The sequence below is a fragment of the Desulfovibrio sp. SGI.133 genome, from assembly GCF_050313955.1.
Classification (GTDB): Bacteria; Desulfobacterota; Desulfovibrionia; order Desulfovibrionales; family Desulfovibrionaceae; genus Desulfovibrio.
This window is the reverse complement of record NZ_JBNPMK010000004.1, coordinates 195,503-215,398: the sequence shown is the minus strand read 5'-3', so window position 1 is coordinate 215,398 and position 19,896 is coordinate 195,503. Positions and strand designations below refer to the sequence as shown.

The following is a 19,896-nucleotide window of genomic DNA, read 5'->3' as shown; positions in this document are numbered from 1 at the left end:
AGGGGGTCTTTTTTTATCCCCGCTCCATCGGGGATTTTTTTGTTTGGGGACGGCAGGCAGACGCCTGGAGATGTGAAGACGGGAAAAGCTTGGGGGGGGGGAAACCTTTTTGGAAAAAGGTTCTCCCTCCCCGCACCCCTCCCTTCCAAAAACTTTTGCCGGTGGGGCCTGTGCGAGGATGGGAGGCCCTGCGGTGAGGCCGGATGACCGGAATTTCGTAAGGCCATACGCAGGCAATAATGGCGCTGGCAGTGAGAGCGAGGCAGGCACGGGCTTGTGGGCCGTACCGGAGCGGGCAGGTGGTGCTGCAGGCTGCCGGAGTAATGTAACGATCTTTTTTCCTGGTCCCGTGGCCCCCTGTTGGAAGATTTTCTGAAATCCTATGGACAAGCGGACAAGAACAGGGCACTTTGCCCTCCGCAAGATATTACTGATGGAGCTGGATCGATGCTGGAGATCATGACGGAACGTTGTTGCCTGCGTCCCATGACGGATGCGGATTTCCCGGCCCTGTGCCGCTACCTGCAGGATCCCGGGGTGATGTACGCCTACGGGCATGCCTTCAGTGACAGGGAAGTCTGGGACTGGCTGCGGCGCCAGCAGGCCCGCTATGTGGTGCCGGGCTATGGAGCGCTGGCCGTGGAATTGCGGGAGACGGGAGAAATGATCGGGCAGTGCGGCATCACCATGCAGGACTGTGCGGGGGTGACGGTCTGTACCGCTGCGGCTGATAGCGAAGCGGACGAATCAGGTCCGGCCGGAGAAGAGGCGGGGACTTCCACGTTGCTCAGCGAGCGTATCGATGCCACGCCCCGGACCTTGCAGGTCCCGGAAGTGGGGTATCTGCTGGCAAAGAACTACTGGCACCACGGATATGCCACAGAATCGGCCCGTGCGTGCATGGAATTCGCTTTTGACGTACTGGGTGTACCGGAAGTCTTTTCGTGCATCAGAGACGATAATACACCTTCTCTTGAGGTGGCCCGGCGCAATGGTATGGAACTGTGCGGACGCTTCAGCAAGCATTATTACGGGCAGGACATGGAGCACCTGCTCTATGTGGCCCGCAAGGCAAGCTGGAACCTGTAGTACGGGAGAGAGACCGACCCATGGCGCAGGACGGGGGATTTTTTTATAGGAGATGTCTGAGCCTTCCCGGATCGTCCCGGACTCCAGTATGCCAGGGTTCGCAGACAGGCGAATAGGGCAGGACGGCAGATAACTGTTCTGACGGAGCGGCCCGATAGATGACAAAAAAGCTGCCTCACGATGACGTGAGGCAGCTTTTTTATTTTTCAGGGTGCCCGCAAGGGGCTGTCAGAAGAGGCTTACATGCCTGCGGCGCGGCGGATGCGGGCCAGGCTGGCGTCCTTGCCCAGGAAAGCCATGATCTCGGGCAGGTGGGGGCCGCCCATGAAGCCCATGAGAGCCGTGCGCAGGGCCGGGGCCACGTCCTTGAACTTGAGGCCGTTGCCTTCGATGTAGCCGTGCAGGGCGGCTTCGAGGCTGGGAGCATCGAAGGGATCGCAGGCGGCGAAGAGTTCGGCCACGGCATTGAGGTGGGCCTTGCTGGCATCGGTCAGGTTCTTGGCGCAGGCCTTTTCGTCATAGGCCAGCTCGTCGGCGCTGACCAGCAGGGGACGGAAGGATTCGGCCAGGGCCTTGAGGTCCCCGGCACGCTCGCGGAACATGTGGCACAGGGCGGCCAGCTTGTCGTCGGCGACATCGGCGGGCAGACCGGCTTTTTCCACGAAGGGACGCACCAGCTTGGCCAGTTCGTCCAGGGGCATCTCACGCATGAAGTGGGCGTTGATCCACTCCAGCTTGGCCGGGTCGAAGGCGGCGGCAGCGGGGTTGAGGCTGGTACCGTCGAAGAATTTGATGAGTTCTTCCTGGGTGAAGATCTCCTGGTCGCCGTGGGACCAGCCCAGACGCACCAGATAGTTGACCAGGGCCTGGGGCAGCAGGCCGTCGTTTTGGTACTCGATAACGGCACGGGCGCCGTGACGCTTGGAGAGCTTCTGGCGGTCGGGGCCCAGGATCATGGGCACATGACCGAAGGTGGGCACGGGCAGGCCCAGGGCTTCGTAGATGAGGATCTGGCGGGGGGTGTTGGACACGTGGTCGTCACCGCGGATGACGTGGGTGATGCCCATTTCGTAGTCGTCCACCACCACGGCCATGTTGTAGGTGGGCATGCCGTCGGCACGACGGATGACCATGTCGTCCAGCTCGCTCACGTCCACGGCGATGCGGCCCTTGACCATGTCATCGAACACGACCTTGCCGGCCTGAGGGGCCTTGAGGCGCACGCAGCGGCCTTCGCCGGGGCCCAGGTTGCGTTCACGGCAGCAGCCGTTGTAACGGGGCTTCAGGCCCTGGGCGCGGGCTTTTTCGCGCATGGCTTCCACTTCCTCGGGGGTGCAGGAGCACCAGTAGGCGTGGCCGGTCTCCAGCAGCTTGTCCACATAGCTGTTGTACAGCTCGGTGCGCTGGGTCTGGTAGTTGAGGGGGCCGTCCCAGTCCAGTCCCAGCCAGCGCATGGAAGCCAGGATGGAGTCGGTGTACTCCTGCTTGGAGCGCAGCAGGTCGGTGTCCTCGATGCGCAGGTGGAACTCGCCGCCGAAGTGGCGGGCCAGCAGCCAGCAGAAGATGGCGGTACGCGCGCCGCCGATGTGCAGATGGCCCGTGGGGCTGGGCGCGAAACGGGTAACGACTTTATTCATGGTACTGTCCTTCATCGACGGCAGGCCGTCGAGGTGATTTTGCTGTCGGTATGCAGGGGGCGCGGAGCCTTGCCCCTGCGGCTGTAAGGCAGAGCAGGATAACCCCAATACGCCTGCCTTGCAATGGCGGGCAGCACATGGGGATCGGCGGGCATCTTGCGCCTCCCCGGCCGGGGGTGCTACAGCGGTGAGGCGGTCTTACCGCATTTTCATGCCTGTGCCTCAAGGAGAAGATATGAGCACCCAGACTGTTGTCATCAAGTACGGCGGCCATGCCATGGACAAGGACGAACTGAATGCGGCCTTTGCCGACGACATGGCTTTTCTGCAGCAGAGCATGCGCCTGGTGGTGGTGCATGGCGGCGGGCCCCAGATCAACGCCCTGCTGAACCGCCTGGCCATCGAGAGCCGTTTTGAGAAGGGCCTGCGCGTGACCGATGCCGACACCATGCAGGCCGTGGAGATGGTGCTGTGCGGCCAGGTCAACAAGACCGTGGTCAGCCGCTTCTTGCAGCACGGCGCCCGTGCCGCGGGTCTTTCCGGGCGTGATGCGGGCCTGCTGCGGGCGCGGGTGAAGGACCCTGTGCTGGGCCTGGTGGGCGATGTGGAAAAGGTCGATGCCTCCGTGCTTTCCTGCCTGCTGGACGGCGGCTTCCTGCCCGTGGTGGCGCCGGTGGCCTCCGGTCCTGAAGGCCAGGCCCTGAACATCAATGCGGACACGGCGGCCGGTGCCGTGGCCGGGGCCCTGCATGCCGACTACTTCGTGCTGATCTCCGACGTGCCCGGCGTCCTGGATGCGGACAAAAAGCTGATCCCCTCCCTGGACCGCGCCCGCATCGCCGAGCTCATCGAGGCCGGTGTCATCAACGGCGGCATGATTCCCAAGGTGCAGTCCTGTCTGCATGCCCTGGACGAAGGCTGCTCCCGGGCCCTGATCCTGGATGGCCGCCAGCCGTCCAGCCTGCGCCGTTATCTGCTGGACGGCGAACCGCTGGGAACGGTGGTCACGGCCTAGTTTTTGCGGAAGAGAGGATGCCGGGAGGGCCGTCCCTTCCCGGCGCTGCCAGTCCTTGCCGGTACCGGGGCCGGTATCCCCTGGGCGGGGAAGGCCCGGTGCCGCCATGTGCACTGTAACTTACTGAGATCCCGGCAAGGGATCATTTGGAGGAGTCATGACACAATGTGCTGCTCCCAGTGCGGCTGCCGTGGCCGCCAGACGGGCCATGAAAAAAAGTTTCCAGACGCGGGGCATCCTGACGGCTGTCTCGTCCGGCATGGTCTACGGCATGTACACGGCCTTCATGACCTACGCCATGGCCATGGGCATCTGGGCCGTCTGGTACGGCGAGAATTCCGGCCTGTCGGAATTCGCGGTCCTCTTTCTGCTGAGCGCCCTGGGCGCCGGCCTCACTGACGGCTGTGCGGCCATCTGGGCGCTCATCATGGCGGCCCTGCGCGGCAAACTGGGCGACTTCGGGCGCAGCTTCAAGACGCGTCCCGGCATGATGATGCTGGTGGCGGCGCTGTTCGGCGGCCCCTTCGCCTCCACCTGTTATGTGGTGGGCCTGCAGATGGCCGGCTCCATCGTCGTGCCCATCAGCGCCCTGTGCCCGGCCATCGGCGCCATCCTGGCCCGCTTCCTGTTCCGGCAGCCCCTGACGCCCCGCATGATGCTGGGCATCCTGATCTGTCTTTCGGCCAGCGCCCTGATCGGCTTTTCCAGCATGGGCGGCATCGAGGCGCGTCCCCACATGATGCTGGGCCTGTTCTTCGGCTTCCTGGCGGCCCTGGGCTGGGGCATCGAAGGCTGCGTGTGCGGTTACGGGGTGTCCATCATCGACTCCGAAGTGGGCATCACCATCCGTGAAGTGACCATCGGCATCTCCAACCTCATCATCCTGGTGCCCATCCTGGGCTGGATCGGCCAGACGGACGGCTTTGCCATGCTGGGCAAGGCCCTTGCCGACGTGGATTCCATGAAGTGGTTCGTGGTGGCCGGTTTCCTGTGCTACTTCAACTTCATGTGCTGGTACCGGGGCAACGCCATGTGCGGTGCGGCCCTGGGCATGGCCTGTAACGGTGCCTATTCCTTCTGGGGGCCCTTCTTCTGCTGGCTCATCCTGGGCGTCGTCTTCGGTCTGGACGGCTGGAACATGGTGCCGGTGGCCTGGGTGGGCGCCGTTCTGATGGTCGTGGGCATCTTCACCATCGCCACCAATCCCCTGGCCCTCTTCCACAGAAAGGAGCAGTAGGATGAGACCCCTGAACTTTGCCATCCTCAAGTATCTGACCACGGTGGACGAAGCCTGCCCCGAAGACATCATCGAGGCCCTCAAGGGCACCTATGGTTCCTTCCGGGCCCTTAATAAAAAAGACATCCTTTCCGCGTTGATGACGGCCGAGGTCAACGGCCTTGTCCAGGAGTCCCGCTTCGAGCTGGACGACAAGGGCGAGCTGCGCATCTATTACCGCGCTCATGAAGAAGGCGCGGCCACCATCAACCGCTACATCCCCGACTAGCGGGAGACGCAGCCATATCCGCATAAAAAAAGGGACCGCATACGCGGTCCCTTTCCATTTTTACGGCTGGCCGGATCAGCCCCGCAACATGCGGCACAGGGCCGTACGGACGGCGTCGAAGGCCTCCTCGCCTTCCATGCGCAGCGTCCCGCCCGCGGCGTTGCGGTGCCCGCCGCCACCAAACTGCACGGCCACGGAACGCACGTCCGTAGTACCCGTGGAACGCAGGCTGAGCTTGTAGACGCCGGGCGCGTCCTCCCGCAGGATGCCGGAGGCCTCCACGCCGCGCAGGCGGCGGAACTGCTCCACCAGCCCTTCCAGATCTTCCTTGAGGGCCCCGCACTGGCGCAGGTCTTCCAGACGGGCCAGCGCCAGGGCCGCGCGGCCGTCACAGCTGATCTCCACACGCTGCATGAGCCGGGCCCAGAGCGCCATGCGGGCCGGGCTCCAGTTGTTGTCGAGCTTTTCGCGCAGCTTGTGGATGTCACAGCCGCTGTCGCTGAGCAGGGCCGCCAGGCGGAAGACGGCGGCCGTGGTGCTGCCGTGCAGGAAGCCGCCGGTATCGGTCACCAGGCCGAGGGCCAGGGATTCGCCCAGCGGGCCTTCCGGGCGCAGACCGGCCGCCAGGCAGACATAGGCCGCCAGCTGTGCCGTGGCCGCGGCGGCGGGCTCGATCCAGTTGTCGACCGTCCCCATGCCGTCGCTGCCCAGATGATGGTCGATATTGACGATGGCCGTCCCGGCAAAGCGGCCTTCCAGAGCCGCGGCCAGATCGTCGCCCAGGCGGTGGGGCTCGCCGCAGTCCAGCAGGACCAGGGCCTGGGGCTCGAAGGGCAGGCGCTCAAGGCTGGTGAGCAGCGTGCAAGGCAGGGGAAGGAAGGACAGATAGTCCGGTACGCCCGAGGGGCTGTAGAGGACGAATTCCTTGCCCATAGCTTTCAGCAGCCAGCCCAGGGCGCTCATGGAGCCCAGGGCGTCGCCGTCGGGGTTCACATGGGCGGCCATCAGCACCCGGTCCAGACCGCGCAGGCTCGTCACCATGCGCGCGGCGGGCTCGCGCCAGTTTTCAGGTATCTCAGTCATCAACGGCATAGATCTCTACCTCGCTGTCGGTCATTTCTTCGGTGCAGACGGCTTCCATCATCAGCGCGCACTTGTCCATGCGGCTGCGCAAATGGCTCTCGCTGTTGGAGATGGACGTCACGGCCAGCCGCAGGCGGGTCAGGCTGTTCTCGGTGCCTGCCTCGGCGATAGCCACGTTGAAGCGGTTGCGTACCTTTTGCTTCAGACTGTTGGCCACACGGCGCTTGGCCTTGAGGTTGTCGTTGCCGTCAAGGGCAAATTCCACAGTCAGGACTGCTACGAACATGGGCATGGTATCGGGCCTCGGGAGAGGCAAGGCCGGGGGAAGAGGGACGCTTTTGGAAAAGCGTCCCCCTTCCCCCGGACCCCCATCCCCCCGTAAAACTTTTGTTCGGGTCGGTATGTCAGGTCCCCGCCGTTGCCCGGCGGGCCTGCTATCGTGCCCCTCTTCGCGAAAAGGCAGGAAAGCAGGCGTATTTTGTAAAGGATAGTGCCGCATTTGAAAAGAGCATCCGTTTTGCGACATCCGGCAGGGACAGCTACAGGAAAGGCTGGAAGGGGAAGGAAGAACAGGATGCCGGCCCTCCTGTGGTTTTCCCCCATCGGGCCATCGTGTTCATCCTTTTCAGGATGTCGCCGGGGGACCAGAGGCAGCAGAGAGGCCTGTGCGTCATGACTGCCTGCCGCAGACCTGCATAAAAGTTTTTGGGAGGATGGGGGGAGTGTGAGGGGGGGAAGGAGACCTTTTTTCAAAAAGGTCCCCTTTCCCCCTCACCTGTCCTGACAGCATCAAAAAAGGCGGCCGGAAGACCGGCCGCCTTGGCGGGGAAAAGGGGGACATTCCCCGATGGGGGTATCCGTTGCCATGACCGGGGGCAGGCCCGGCCATGACACGGGTTGTCGTTGTTACAGGGTGGCAGCTTCCTCGACGGTCTCGAAGGTTTCGATGCGCCCATCGTTGCGACGCAGGAAGCTACGAGGGGCGACGGTCCGGCAGGGGACGGGCCGCCCGGGCCACCGCGGCTTACAGGGTGGCAGCTTCCTCGACGGTCTCGAAGGCTTCGATGATGTCGCCGATCTTGACGTCGTTGAAGTTTTCCAGGCCCACGCCGCATTCGTTGCCCTTGACCACTTCGCGGGCGTCGTCCTTGAAGCGCTTGAGGGAGCTGATCTTGCCGGTGTAGACCACCACGCCGTCGCGGAGCAGGCGCACGCCGGCGTTACGGGCGATCTTGCCGTCGGCCACATAGGAACCGGCGATGATGCCGACCTTGGGCACGCTGAAGGTGTTACGGACCTCAGCCTGGCCCAGGTAGACTTCGCGCTGCACGGGAGCCAGCAGACCGGCCATGGCGCTCTTGATGTCATCCACCAGCTTGTAGATGATATCGTAGAAGCGGATATCCACGTTCTCGCGTTCGGCGATGTCCTTGATGCGCGAGGTGGGACGCACGTTGAAGCCGATGATGATGGCCTGCGAGGCGGAAGCCAGCATGATGTCGGACTCGGAGATGGCGCCGGTGCCACCGTGCACCACGTTGATGCGCACCTTTTCCGTGCTCTGCTTGTTGAGGGCCTCGGTGATGGCTTCCAGGCTGCCCTGTACGTCGGCCTTGAGCACCAGGTTGAGGGTCAGGGTCTCCTGGTCGGAGGCGCGGCGCGACAGGAAGGTTTCCAGGGTGACCTTGGATTCGCTGGCCAGATCGCGTTCGCGCTGCTTGGTGGCGCGCATTTCGGCGATGCGGCGGGCCAGCTTTTCGTCGGCCACGGCGAAGAATTCTTCACCGGCTTCGGGCACGCCTTCAAAGCCCTGCACTTCCACAGGGATGGAGGGACCGGCTTCCTTGACCTTTTTGCCCTGGTCGTTCATCAGGGCGCGCACGCGGCCGGAGAACTGGCCGCACACGAAGTTGTCGCCCTGGTGCAGGGTGCCTTCCTGGATGAGCACGGTGGCCACGGGGCCGCGGCCCTTGTCCAGCTTGGCTTCCACGATGCGGCCGTGGGCGGGCTTGTTGGGGTTGGCCTTGAGGTCCATGATCTCGGACTGCAGGGCCACCAGTTCCAGCAGGTCGTCCAGGCCCTGGCGGGTCTTGGCGGAGACCTTGGCCACGATGGTATCGCCGCCCCAGTCTTCGGGCTGCAGGCCCATCTCGGACAGTTCGCGCAGCACGCGGTCGGGATCGGCGCCGGGCTTGTCCATCTTGTTGACGGCCACCATGATGGGCACACCGGCGGCGCGCGAGTGGTTCACGGCTTCGCGGGTCTGCTCCATGACGCCGTCGTCGGCGGCCACCACCAGGATGACCAGGTCGGTGACCTGGGCGCCGCGGGCGCGCATGGCGGTGAAGGCTTCGTGACCGGGGGTGTCGAGGAAGACGATCTCGCCGCGCTTGGTCTTCACATGGTAGGCACCGATGTGCTGGGTGATGCCGCCGGCTTCGCCGCTGGTGACGTTGGACTTGCGGATGGCGTCCAGCAGCGAGGTCTTGCCGTGGTCGACGTGGCCCATGATGGTGACGACCGGAGGACGGGGCTTGAGATCTTCGGGCTTATCCTCCTGCTGGGGCAGCAGGTAATCTTCTTCGGAGAAGCCGGCCTTTTCCACTTCGTAGTCGAATTCGGCGGCCACCAGGGTGGCGGTGTCGATATCCAGCGACTGGTTGATGGTGGCCATGACGCCCAGGCCGAAGAGCACCTTGATGATCTCGTTGGCCTTGAGGCCCATCTGGTGGGCCATGTCGGCCACGCGGATGGCTTCGGTCACGCGGATCTTGCGCTTGGCGGCCTTGAGCGGCTGGGTGGCCTGCACGGCGGCGGGCTTGCCGGGCTTGCGGCGGCCGCGGGTGCTGCGGTTCATGCGCGGCGCGTCATCATCGTCCTGATGGCGGCCAAAATCGCCCTGCTGGAAATCGACGGTGCGGCGGCCCTTGTTGCGCTTTTTCTTGCTCTGGCCGTCGCGGCTGTCCAGGGGAGCGGCAGGCGCGGGAGCGCTGTAGCCGCCACCGGCGGGACGGGGCGCACCGCCGCGGGGACGGTCACCAAAGCCGGAACGGTTGCCGCCGGGGCGGCCGGAACGGTTGTCACGACCGTCGCGGTCACGGCCATCACGGCCGCCGTCGCGGTCGCGTCCGCCGTCACGGCTGTCACGAGCGGGCGTGGCGCCGGGCTGGGGACGGGAGATGACGCGCACCTGGGGAGCCGGGGCCACCACGCGGGCGCGGGTGGGCGTGGCTTCGGCGGGACGGTCGTCACGGTTCTCGCGGGCCTCGCGCTGGGGCAGCGTGGGAGCGGAGGAGCCTTCGGGCATGGCCGAAGCGTCAGGACGGCCGGCGCGGGGCTTGGCGGCCTTTTCCGCGGCGCCGTTCTCGGCGGCTTCCTTGGCGTTGATGGCGGCCAGCACGGCGCTCTTGCGCACTTCGGGCTTGGCTTCGGGGGCCTTTTCGGGCTTGGGCTCGGCCTTGGCTTCCGTCTTGGTCACGGGAGCGGCGGCCTGGGCGGGCCGGATGATACGGGCCGTGGGCGTGGTATCGGGGCGGCTGATGACGCGGGCGCCGGCCGGAGCCACCACGCGGGCGGTCTGGGGCGTCGCCTTTTCCACGCGGGCTTCGCGCTTGGCTTCGGTCCTGGGTTCGGCTTTGGCTTCGTTCTTCACGGGTTCGGGCTTGGCTTCAGGAGCCTTTTCGGCCTCGGGGGCGGCCACCACGCGGGCGGCAGGCGTTTCCACCGGGGCGACGGGTTCGGGAGTCTTTTCGGCCTTGGGTTCGGCCTTCACAGGTTCGGGCTTGACCTCGGGAGCCTTTTCAGGCTCGGGGACGGAGATCACGCGGGCGGCGGGCGTCTCCACCGGGGCGGCCGGTTCGGGAGCCTTTTCGGGCGCGGCTTCGGCCTTGGTCTCGGCCACGGGCTGTTCTTCGGCCGGGGCTTCGTCCTTCACGCGGCGGCGGCGCACGATGACCGTGGGCTGATCGTCCTTGCGGTCGGCCTTGCGCTGGCGGTTCTCGGCCACACGGTCGCGAACCCCGCTCACTTCTTCCATGGGGATGGAGCCCTGGGCGCTCTTGACGTTGAAGCCCATGGACTGCAGCTCCTGCAGCAGTTCCTTGGCATCCATCTTGAGCTCAGTGGCAAGATCCTTGATTTTGATTTTACTGTCCGACATTACTTTTCCCCCTTGCGCCGTCTGGACGGTCTGAACTTGGCGAATCGTGCCGCGCAGGCCGGATCGTCACACAGGTACCAGCCCCTGCCCGGACTGGTCTGCGGCGCGTCGATAATCAAATTTCCGTGCGCGTCGCGCACGTGGCGCGTCAGTGCCGCCTTGGCGAAACGGCGGCGGCAGATGACGCACATTCTCACTGGCCCTTCGCAGCCCTCGGCGGGCGCGTCGGGGCTAGTCTTCATCACCATCCTGGGCTTTTTCACCGTTGCCGGCGTCGGTCGTTTCTTCCTCAGCGGCCCGGGGTTCGGGCTCGGCCACGGGGGCCAGGAAGTTGATGGCCGAACGCAGGTCGGCGATGCGGCTGTCCGAGATGGCCAGCTTGTCGGACAGTTCCTCGTCAGTGGCCTGGCGCAGCAGGTCCAGCGAGGTGTAGCCCGCTTCCAGCAGCTGGTTCATGGAGACTTCGGCCACGCTGGCCACCTGCTCCAGACCGTGGCCGATGGCATTGGCCTCGTTGTAGCGGGTCTCGGTGAAGATATCGACCTTCCAGCCCAGCAGGCGGGCAGCCAGCTTGACGTTCTGGCCCTTGCGGCCGATGGCGTTGGTCAGCTGGTCATCGGGCACGATGACTTCCAGCAGGTTTTCTTCTTCGTCCACCACGATGCGGGAGACCATGGCCGGGGCCAGGGCGTTGCGGGCGTAGGTGGCGATATCGGGGCTCCAGACCACGATGTCGATGCGTTCGCCGCGCAGTTCCTGCACGATGTTCTGGATGCGCGAACCGCGCACGCCCACGCAGGCGCCCACGGGATCCACGTCACGCTCGCGGGAGAGCACGGCCACCTTGGCGCGGGAGCCGGGGTCGCGGGCCACGCCCATGATCTGCACCACACCGTCGTCCACTTCGGGCACTTCGCGGCGGAACAGGGCGGCCATGTAGTCGCGGTGCGCGCGGGAGACGACCACCTGCGGGCCGCGGCCTTCCTTGCGCACGTCGATGATGATGGCCTGCACGCGGTCGTTGCGCTTGTAATGTTCGCGGGGGATCTGCTCCTCACGGGGCAGGATGGCTTCGGTGCGGCCCAGGTTGACCACCCAGCCGCCCTTGTCGCGACGCTGCACGATACCGGAGACGATCTCGCCCATGCGGTCCTTGTACTCGTCGTAGATGATCTCCTGCTCGGCGTCGCGCATGCGCTGGATAATGACCTGCTTGGCGGACTGGGCGGCGATGCGGCCCAGGTCTTCCACCTTCACGCGGAAACCGACTTCGTCGTCGATCTGCACGGAGGGATCATGGGTGCGGGCTTCGGTGATGCCGATGTGGGTGTCTTCGTTCTCGACCTCGCCGTCTTCCACCACGATCTTGAACTGGTAGACTTCGATGTCGCCGGTGTTGTCGTTGTACCGGACTTCCACATCCATATCTTCGCTGAAGCGGCGCTGCACCGAGGTGCGCACGGCATCTTCAAGCGTCTTGATGAGCATGTCGCGGTCAAGGCCCTTGTCTTTGCTGATCTGGTCAATGGCCTTTTTGAGTTCAAGGTTCATTGCTACCTCCGGCTGCCGCACAGGGCGGCATAAATTTCCTGGTGTACCGGCCGGGGCCGGAAACCGCCGTCACGGGCGGGTGATGACGAAGCGGCCTTGCGGCCGCGTGAGAGGACCGCAGGGCGTGCCCGTGCGGTTATATGTCTTCGGCCTCGTTGCGGCCGGGATGCTTGCTCTTGCCGCTCTTGCCCTTGCCCTTCTTGGGGGCGTCGCCCTGGGGCGCGGCCTTGGCGGCCTTGCGGGCGGGCTGCTTGCCGGGCTTCTGCGGCTGGCGGAAAATATGGATGCGGCTGGCGCGGCGCACCATGTCCCAGGGCACCAGGACCTCGTCCATGGCCTCGGGGCAGATGTCGCCCTCGGCCGAGACGCTGGCCGGGGCCACGCGCACGGCGCTGTCGGTGACTTCGCGCAGGACGCCGCGCCAGGCGCGACGGGCCGCGGGGGCGTTTTCGGGAGCGTAGGCGGAGACCATGCGCAGTTCCACCATGTCGCCCACATAGGAACGCATCTGGTCGAGAGAGAAGAACAGACGGCTGAAGCCGGGCGTGGAGACTTCCAGCACATAGGCCTGTTCGATGAGGTCTTCCACTTCGAGGGCCAGACCGAGCTGGCGCGAGATCTCCTCGCACTGGTCGATGCTGGCGGAGCGGGCCGTCATGATGTCGGCGCTGTCCTCAAGGTTGTCGGCGGGATCGCTGTCGGCGGACAGCGCGGCCTGGGCCTGTTTGACCTCCAGCGGCAGGTCGACGAACACACGCACCGTGGTGCGGCCTGCCTGGGCGATCTCCACACCCCAGATTTCAAGACCCTGAGCCTGGACCAGGGGCGTGGCCAGACGGGTGACGGTTTCCTTGAGGCTGTTTTCGCTCATGTCCCTTCCTGGGCGTCTGCCCGGTCGCAAGTACAAAAAAAAGGGGGCCTGTTGAGGCCACCCCGTTGTGAACGCATGTTCTGCATCAGGATGATGCGGCAGTGACTGCCGCGCCATTTCGGACAACCATATAAGGAGAGAATCAGGGGCCTGTCAAGCCTTTTTTCATGGTCCGGGGCGGAAAAATCCGCTTTTGGCGCGGATTTTTCGGGCAAGACTGCTGCGGGCAGGCCGGACATCCAGTGCGGCGCGGACCTGTGTGGCTTCACTTGGGAGAGGAGGACAGGGGGGCCGCCGTCCCGGACTCCTGCGAGCGCGGGTCATCCCGTTTCCGGTCCTGCGGTGGAGGGCGGGAAGGACGCGCTGTCTCCCCTGATAACGTGCGCTGGGGAGGGGGGAGTTTGAGGGGGGAACCCCTCTCGCGCCGGCAGCGACCGGATGGCGGCCCGCAGGGCCGTGCCCGTTGGCGACGCAGGAGCCCTACGGGCATCGACAGCAGAGATGCGACCGGATGGCGGCCCGCAGGGCCGTGCCCGTTGCGACGCAGGAAGCTATGGATCTCGGCAGCAGAGATGAGGGGGCCCCTTTCCCCCTCAAAAACAGCCTAAAAAATCTTCAGCAGCGGTCCTTTCGGCGCCGTGAGGCTGTCGGCCAGCTTGCGGTGGGCGGCGGGCATGGCCAGGCTCTCCAGCTCTCCGCGCTCCAGCCAGCGGCAGGCCGTGGCCGCCGTGAGCACGGGGGGCTCGGGCGGTCGGGGCGTATCCTCCGTGACCAGCTCCAGGGCGAAGCAGTGCAGGCGCACCCGGTAGGTGGTGTAGCCGTGGCGGATGATGCCCAGCGGGGCCGTCACCCGGACGATGAAGCCCGTTTCTTCGGCGAACTCGCGCACCACGGCCTGTTCCGGCGTCTCGCCGGGCTCCACGCGGCCGCCGGGGAATTCCCACAGACCACCCCAGGCCCCCTGGGGCAGGCGCTTTTGGACGAAGACGCGGTCGTGGCTGGAAAGAACGCCGGTCACCACCTCGATGGGAGTGATCTCCGCCTTTTTGCCCGGCACGGGGCGTTCATGCACGATGCCCAGGTGCAGGGCCGTGCAGAAACGGGCCAGAGGGCACTGGCCGCAGCGGGGCTTTTTGCCGCAGACCAGGGCGCCCAGCTCCATCATGGCCTGGTTGTGGCGGCGGGCCTCGCCTTCGGGCAGGATGCGGCGGGCCAGCTCCGCGATGCGTACGGCGGCCGGGCCGGACTTGACCGGGCTGTCCACATCGAAGACGCGGGCGATGACCCGTTCCACGTTGGCGTCGATGCAGGCCACGGGCAGGTTGAAGGCGATGCTGGCGATGGCGGCCGTGGTGTAGGGGCCGATACCGGGCAGGGCGCGGATGGCTTCGGGATCGGAAGGGAAGACGCCGCCGTGTTCCTGCATGACCAGACGGGCGGCGGCCAGCAGGTTGCGGGCACGGGAATAGTAGCCCAGGCCCTCCCAGGCGTGCAGCACCTCTTCCTCGGAGGCGGCGGCCAGGGCGGGCAGATCGGGAAAGCGCTCCATCCAGCGCAAAAAGTAGCTGACACCGCGTTCCATCTGGGTCTGCTGGAGCATGATCTCCGAGATCCAGACCTCGTAGGGCGTGTAACGGCGCCGCCAGGGCAGGGGCCGGGCATTGGCGTCGAACCAGGCGAGCAGGGCCTGCTGCAGCTCGGGGAGGTGGTCTTCGGGCGGACGGTGGCCGGGCGGCGGCACGGCACCGGTGACGGGGACAAGGGACGGCAGCGTATGCTGGCCGGTGGTCTGGCGGGATCTCATGGCCGCAGTGTAGCCGCGCGGGCCCTTCCTGTCACCCCGCCGGGGCGGAGAGGGGCGCATTGTCTTTGCCGGCCGCTTGTCGTATAGAGACGGATGGCCGCCGTGTTGCACGGCCGCCGCAAATTTCCCTCAAGGAGTTACCATGTCCAATCCCACCGTGCTGCTGGAAACGACCTCGGGCGACATCCTGATCGAGCTCTTCCCCGACAAGGCTCCCGACACCGTCGCCAACTTCCTGCAATATGTGGATGACGGCTTTTATGCCAACACCATTTTCCATCGCGTGATCCCCGGCTTCATGATCCAGGGCGGCGGCCTTGGCCCCCGCATGGACGAGAAGGCCACCCGCGCCCCCATCAAGAACGAAGCCGACAACGGTCTTTCCAATGACCGCGGCACCATCGCCATGGCCCGCACCATGGATCCTCACAGCGCCACCGCCCAGTTCTTCATCAACCTGGTGGACAACGACTTCCTGAACTACAGCGCTCCCGTGCCCAGCGGCTGGGGCTACTGCGTGTTCGGCAAGGTCGTGGAAGGCATGGACGTGGTGGACAAGATCGCCAAGGTCAAGACCAAGAGCGTGGGCTTCCACGAGAACGTGCCCACCGACATGGTGCTCATCACCGGCGCCAGCCGCTTCGAATAGGCCGCGGCCTGTTCCTCACCGATTCTGAACTGTCAGCCCCACGCCTGCCGTGGGGCTGCCGGATTTTCAGGAGGAAACATGAAAAAATGGCTTTTGTGCTGCTGCCTGCTGCTGGCCCTGCCCCTGGCTGCCCAGGCGGAAGACGAAAAGATTGACCCCGCCAACTACATCTGCGCTGAATTCGTGGCGCAGGGCGCCGTCAGTCAGGATCCGCCCGTCTTCCAGGCCCTGCAGATCGACGGCTTCGTGAGCTCCAACATCGGCTACACCGTGGCTGACCCGCAGGCCATCAACGTGCTGGTGCCCCAGGCCTACCTTATGTGCCAGGAGCAGCCCACCGCGGTGGTGGCCGAGATCTGGGAGCCCCTCAAGAAAAAGCTGCCCCGCCCCATCAGCGGCGAATGGGAAGCCGACGTGACCAAGTGCCGCGCCTATAACGAACATCCCGAGAACGGCAGCGGCTTTGTCATCTGGCTGGATGCCTACAACCGTCAGTACAATGTGACGGAAAAGTCCATCCTGACCAAGCAGGAGACCCTGGACAAGTTCCTGGCCGCCTGCGCCAAGAATCCCGATGCCTTCATGATCGACGTGCTCCAGGAGACCCTGGGCAACAAGTAACACGTCGGGATCTCTTCCGTAAGGAAAACGACAGGACCGCCGTCCCCGTAGTGCCTTTGGGCTGGGGGACGGCGGTCCTGCTGTTTTTTCAGGGATGCCGCTGCGGATTCACCATAGCGGCGGATGTTCGTAAGGGCAGCCCCCCGGACATAGAGGGCGAAGGGCCGGCGGTCAGGCCATGCCCGTCATGGCAGCGCTCCGCAGGGGAGGCTCCCGAAAGTTCCCAGCCTATTCCTGGACGAAGGGATAGACCCGGACGCTCAGGGGCTGCTTGCTCTTGTGGGACATGGCGGAGATCACATAGGTGTACTGGCGGCTCTGGCCTTCCGGCGGGCAGGGGCCGGTATAGACCCGCGTCAGGGCGCCTTCGGGGATGATGCCGGTGCCGTCGTTCTCCCAGTTGCCGCCGCCCAGCAGGCGTTCCTGCGGCTCGTTTTCCAGCAGGCGGACATCGAAGTAATCCGTGCCCTTGGGCACGTTGGTGACCACCATTTCGGGCGAGATACGCGAGCAGCGGTGCAGGGCGCGCAGCTTCACGTCCACCTGCATGTCAGGGGGCGTTTCCGGCTGGGCGGGGGGCTCGTTGCTGTCCTGCCACAGGCCGCAGGCCGAGAGCATCAGGGTCGCGCCCAGCAGAAGCGGAGCACGGTACAGGTTTTTTCCAGAAAAACGCTTGCGCATGAGGGGCCTCCGGGTATTTGCTATTTCCAGCCTTCGCAAGCTATACTGGATAGTCACCAGAATGACAATAGGATCAGCAGTCTGACGAGCCCTGTGCGCTCCGCCAGGATTGCGTGGACAACAACTCAGGAGAAACCCATGTCCCTTCTTGCAGAAAGCGTTTCCGGCTATCTGGAAAATGCCTCCTGGATCCGCCGCATGTTCGAGGCCGGCGGCCAGTTGAAAGCCCGCTACGGTGCGGAGAACGTCTATGACTTCAGCCTGGGCAATCCCGACCTGCCCGCCCCCGCCGCTGTGGGCGAGGGCCTGCGCCGTTTTGCCGAACATGCCGGTGAACCTTTCGCTTTCGGCTACATGCCCAATGCCGGTTTCCCCTGGGCGCGCGAACAGCTGGCCGCCCACCTGAGCAAGGAGCAGGGCGTGGCCCTGGAGGCCAATGACGTGCTGCTCACCTGCGGTGCCGCCGGCGGCCTCAATGCCTTCCTGCGCGCCGTCATCAATCCCGGCGAGAAGATGCTGACCTTTGCCCCGTATTTTGTGGAATACGGCTTTTATGTGGCCAACCACGGCGGCAGCCTCCAGGCCATCATGAGCAAGCCCGGTACCTTTGAGCCCGACCTGGACGCCCTGGAAGAAGCCATCGACGAGAAGACCCGCGTGGTGCTCATCAACTCGCCCCACAACCCCACGGGCGTGGTCTACAGCCGCAAGGCCGTCACCTCCCTGTGCCGCCTGCTGGAGAACAAGAGCGAGCAGTACGGCCATCCCATCTGGCTCATCGCCGACGAGCCCTACCGCTTCCTGACCTACGACGGCGTGGAAGTGCCCTCGGTGCTGCCCCTGTACCAGTACGCCGTGGTCATCAGCTCCTTCTCCAAGAACCTGTCCCTGCCCGGCGAACGCGTGGGCTATGTGGCCGTTTCGCCCAAGCTGGCCGACCGTGCCAAGCTCATGGCCGCGCTGACCCTGACCAACCGCATCCTCGGCTTCGTCAACCCGCCCGTGGTGGGCCAGCACATCATGGCCGCCGCCCTGGGCAGCCAGGTGGACGTGGAGATCTACGCCCGCCGCCGTCAGGCCATGGCCGAGGTGCTGACCAATGCCGGCTACAGCTTCCAGATGCCCGCCGGTGCCTTCTATTTCTTCCCGCAGGCCCCCGGCGGTGACGACGTGGCCTTCGTCAACCGTCTGGTGGAAGAACGCGTGCTGGCCGTGCCCGGTTCCGGCTTCGGCTGCCCCGGCTATTTCCGCCTGGCCTTCTGCGTGGACGAGACCGTCATCCGCAATGCCGCCGAAGGCTTCGCCCGCGCCTACGCCGCGGTGGCCGGCAAGTAACGTCTTTTGGGGGCGGGAGGGCGTGCGCCTTCCCGCCCTTTTTGTCTCCTGCGTCTTCCGGAGGTATCGTGTCCCGTCTCCTGTCCCTTTTTGTCCTGCTGTGCTGTCTCCTGCTGCCTGCCGCGGGCGTCTGGGCCCGCGACATCGGCCCGGATGAGGCCCGTCAGGTGCTGGCCCGGCCGCCTGCCGGTCTGGTGGTGCTGGACATCCGTACCCCGGAAGAGTTCCGGGACGGGCATCTGCCCGGCGCCCGCAACCTGGATTTCTTCGCCCCGGATTTCCGGCAGCAGCTGGAAGCCCTGGCGCGCGAGGACGTGCCCATCCTGCTCTATTGCCGTTCGGGCAACCGCTCCGGGCAGGCCATGCGCCTGTTGCGGCAGTGGGGCCGGGACGACGTGCTGCACCTTGCCGACGGCTTCCGCTCCTGGCGGTCCGCCGGGCTGCCCGAAGAATAATGTCCCGCACGGCCCGGCCGTGCCTTCTCCTTTATGGAAATTGCCTTATGTCCGCTTTCATCCCCTCTTCTCTCTATGGCGTCATCGGCTGGCCCCTGGCCCAGAGCCTGAGCCCGCTGTTGCACAACACCGCTTTCCAGGCCCTGGGCATCCCCGCGGCCTACATGCTCTGGGAGCTGCCTCCGGAAAAACTGCCGCAATTCGTGAGCAGCATGCGCCTGCTGGGCATCCGCGGCTGCTCCGTCACCCTGCCGCACAAGGTGGAGATCCTGCCCCTGCTGGATCACCGCAGCGAGCGCGTGGAGCTCATGGGCGCCGCCAACACCCTGTATTGGCAGGACGACCGGCTTTGCGGCGAGAACACCGACGTGACCGGCTTCATGCATCCCCTGCTGGAACGCGGCCTCGACCCGGCCACCCCCGTCCTGGTGCTGGGCGCCGGAGGGGCCGCCCGCGCCGTGGTCTGCGGCCTGTGGCTGCACGGCTGCCGTCGCATCTTCGTGACCACGCCTTCCGACCGTTCCCATGCGCCGCTGGTGGAGCGTTTCGGCGTCACGGCCGTGCCCTGGGCCGAGCGCCATGACGTGGCGGCCTCATTGCTGGTCAACACCACGCCCCTGGGCATGCACGGCAAGGCCGAGGACCAGAGCCCCTATGATTTCGATCGGGCCCCGGCTCCGGCGGACGGTTGCGTGCCCGTGGCCTACGACATCGTCTACAACCCGCTGCGTACCCTGTTCCTGCGCGAGGCACAGGCCCGCGGCTGGGCCACCATCAGCGGCCTGGAAATGTTTTTCCGTCAGGGCGAGGCCCAGTTCCGCCTCTGGACCGGGCAGGATATGCCGCAGGCCGCCCGCCTGGCCCTGGAACATCAGCTGGGCGCCGCGCGCGCCTGAGTCAGGAGGGATACCATGCGCAAGATCCTCGTCCTCCACGGCGTCAATCTCGACATGTTCGGTAAACGTGACCCCCGTCATTACGGCCATGCCACCCTGGCCGACATCGACGCGGCCCTGCGCGGGCTGGCCGGTGAACTGGGCGTGGCGCTGGAGACCTTCCAGACAAATCACGAGGGCGCGATGGTGGAACGCATCCACGCGGCCCTCACGGACGGCACGGACGCCATCGTCATCAATGCCGGGGCCTGGACCCATTACAGCTACGCCATCATGGATGCCCTGGGCATACTGTCCATCCCGGTAGTGGAAGTGCATATGTCCAACGTCCATGCCCGTGAGGAGTTCCGTCACCATTCGGTGCTGTCCACGGTCAGCGCGGGCAGCATCGCGGGCTTCGGTGTGGACAGCTATCTGCTGGGCCTGCGCGCGGCCTGTTCGCTGCTGGAACGCAAGGATGCCTGACGTGGCGGAAAATGCCCGCCAGCCAAGACTTTGCGAACTGTGCGGATCGTAAAAAACATGTGCGCTTTGGCTGGATTTTT

The 19,896-nt window shown here is 65.2% G+C and carries 19 protein-coding genes; 10 read left to right on the top strand and 9 right to left on the bottom strand.

Annotated features, from left to right (window positions below):
- Positions 1-459: 459 nt before the first annotated feature.
- Positions 460-1,089: a GNAT family N-acetyltransferase gene (locus ACQRBR_RS07800; protein ID WP_427812707.1), complete on the top strand. Its 630-nt coding sequence runs from the start codon at positions 460-462 to the stop codon at positions 1,087-1,089.
- A gap of 239 nt (positions 1,090-1,328) precedes the next feature.
- Here ACQRBR_RS07800 and gltX read toward each other — a convergent pair whose 3' ends face one another.
- Positions 1,329-2,726, bottom strand: a complete 1,398-nt coding sequence (gene gltX, locus ACQRBR_RS07795) for a glutamate--tRNA ligase (RefSeq protein ID WP_168936469.1) — start codon at positions 2,724-2,726, stop codon at positions 1,329-1,331.
- A 235-nt stretch (positions 2,727-2,961) separates the two neighbouring features.
- Between gltX and argB the strand changes: the two genes are divergently transcribed.
- The 3 genes from argB (at position 2,962) to ACQRBR_RS07780 (ending at position 5,246) form a co-directional block, all read left to right on the top strand.
- A complete protein-coding gene (gene argB / locus ACQRBR_RS07790) occupies positions 2,962-3,741 on the top strand; it encodes an acetylglutamate kinase (protein ID WP_006008566.1) in 780 nt (259 codons plus the stop codon).
- A 157-nt stretch (positions 3,742-3,898) separates the two neighbouring features.
- Positions 3,899-4,978 (top strand): hypothetical protein, encoded by a 1,080-nt coding sequence (locus ACQRBR_RS07785; protein WP_239463959.1) that lies wholly within the window; start codon positions 3,899-3,901, stop codon positions 4,976-4,978.
- Between the two features lies 1 nt (position 4,979).
- The gene (locus ACQRBR_RS07780) at positions 4,980-5,246 is read left to right on the top strand and encodes a hypothetical protein (protein WP_204626595.1); all 267 of its coding nucleotides are present in this window, start codon (positions 4,980-4,982) and stop codon (positions 5,244-5,246) included.
- A 75-nt stretch (positions 5,247-5,321) separates the two neighbouring features.
- Here the strand turns inward: ACQRBR_RS07780 and ACQRBR_RS07775 are convergent, their stop codons facing one another.
- From ACQRBR_RS07775 to mutY, 7 genes are all read right to left on the bottom strand, one after another.
- Positions 5,322-6,338, bottom strand: coding sequence for a DHH family phosphoesterase (locus ACQRBR_RS07775; RefSeq protein WP_427812706.1), 1,017 nt, complete (start codon positions 6,336-6,338; stop codon positions 5,322-5,324).
- Positions 6,322-6,615 (bottom strand): DUF503 domain-containing protein, encoded by a 294-nt coding sequence (locus ACQRBR_RS07770; RefSeq protein WP_040370061.1) that lies wholly within the window; start codon positions 6,613-6,615, stop codon positions 6,322-6,324. Before ACQRBR_RS07770 ends, ACQRBR_RS07775 begins: the two co-directional genes overlap by 17 nt.
- A 738-nt stretch (positions 6,616-7,353) precedes the next feature.
- The gene (infB, locus tag ACQRBR_RS07765; RefSeq protein WP_303740137.1) at positions 7,354-10,488 is read right to left on the bottom strand and encodes a translation initiation factor IF-2; all 3,135 of its coding nucleotides are present in this window, start codon (positions 10,486-10,488) and stop codon (positions 7,354-7,356) included.
- The gene (locus tag ACQRBR_RS07760; RefSeq protein ID WP_317313593.1) at positions 10,488-10,679 is read right to left on the bottom strand and encodes a YlxR family protein; all 192 of its coding nucleotides are present in this window, start codon (positions 10,677-10,679) and stop codon (positions 10,488-10,490) included. Before ACQRBR_RS07760 ends, infB begins: the two co-directional genes overlap by 1 nt.
- A gap of 40 nt (positions 10,680-10,719) precedes the next feature.
- Positions 10,720-12,039: a transcription termination factor NusA gene (gene nusA, locus ACQRBR_RS07755; RefSeq protein WP_303879631.1), complete on the bottom strand. Its 1,320-nt coding sequence runs from the start codon at positions 12,037-12,039 to the stop codon at positions 10,720-10,722.
- Positions 12,040-12,175: 136 nt separating this feature from the next.
- The gene (locus tag ACQRBR_RS07750; protein WP_168934721.1) at positions 12,176-12,910 is read right to left on the bottom strand and encodes a ribosome maturation factor RimP; all 735 of its coding nucleotides are present in this window, start codon (positions 12,908-12,910) and stop codon (positions 12,176-12,178) included.
- Positions 12,911-13,514: 604 nt separating this feature from the next.
- Entirely contained in the window at positions 13,515-14,714 is a 1,200-nt protein-coding gene (mutY, locus tag ACQRBR_RS07745) for an A/G-specific adenine glycosylase (RefSeq protein ID WP_427812705.1), read from the bottom strand.
- Between the two features lie 142 nt (positions 14,715-14,856).
- Between mutY and ACQRBR_RS07740 the strand changes: the two genes are divergently transcribed.
- Together ACQRBR_RS07740 and ACQRBR_RS07735 are read left to right on the top strand one after the other, a co-directional pair.
- Complete coding sequence (locus tag ACQRBR_RS07740; RefSeq protein WP_168934720.1) at positions 14,857-15,363, top strand: peptidylprolyl isomerase; 507 nt, start codon at positions 14,857-14,859, stop codon at positions 15,361-15,363.
- Between the two features lie 78 nt (positions 15,364-15,441).
- Positions 15,442-15,984, top strand: coding sequence for a hypothetical protein (locus ACQRBR_RS07735; protein WP_303879635.1), 543 nt, complete (start codon positions 15,442-15,444; stop codon positions 15,982-15,984).
- Positions 15,985-16,212: 228 nt separating this feature from the next.
- Here ACQRBR_RS07735 and ACQRBR_RS07730 read toward each other — a convergent pair whose 3' ends face one another.
- The gene (locus ACQRBR_RS07730) at positions 16,213-16,665 is read right to left on the bottom strand and encodes an MbtF (RefSeq protein ID WP_303879637.1); all 453 of its coding nucleotides are present in this window, start codon (positions 16,663-16,665) and stop codon (positions 16,213-16,215) included.
- Positions 16,666-16,803: 138 nt separating this feature from the next.
- Between ACQRBR_RS07730 and ACQRBR_RS07725 the strand changes: the two genes are divergently transcribed.
- From ACQRBR_RS07725 to aroQ, 4 genes are all read left to right on the top strand, one after another.
- Complete coding sequence (locus ACQRBR_RS07725; protein ID WP_278882530.1) at positions 16,804-18,000, top strand: pyridoxal phosphate-dependent aminotransferase; 1,197 nt, start codon at positions 16,804-16,806, stop codon at positions 17,998-18,000.
- A 68-nt stretch (positions 18,001-18,068) separates the two neighbouring features.
- Positions 18,069-18,455, top strand: a complete 387-nt coding sequence (locus tag ACQRBR_RS07720) for a rhodanese-like domain-containing protein (protein WP_427812704.1) — start codon at positions 18,069-18,071, stop codon at positions 18,453-18,455.
- Between the two features lie 47 nt (positions 18,456-18,502).
- Positions 18,503-19,351 (top strand): shikimate dehydrogenase, encoded by an 849-nt coding sequence (gene aroE, locus ACQRBR_RS07715; RefSeq protein ID WP_427812703.1) that lies wholly within the window; start codon positions 18,503-18,505, stop codon positions 19,349-19,351.
- 15 nt (positions 19,352-19,366) lie between these two features.
- Positions 19,367-19,816 carry a type II 3-dehydroquinate dehydratase gene (gene aroQ / locus ACQRBR_RS07710; protein WP_427812702.1) on the top strand — a complete coding sequence of 150 codons (450 nt, stop codon included), beginning with the start codon at positions 19,367-19,369 and terminating at the stop codon, positions 19,814-19,816.
- The last annotated feature ends 80 nt before the right edge of the window (positions 19,817-19,896 follow it).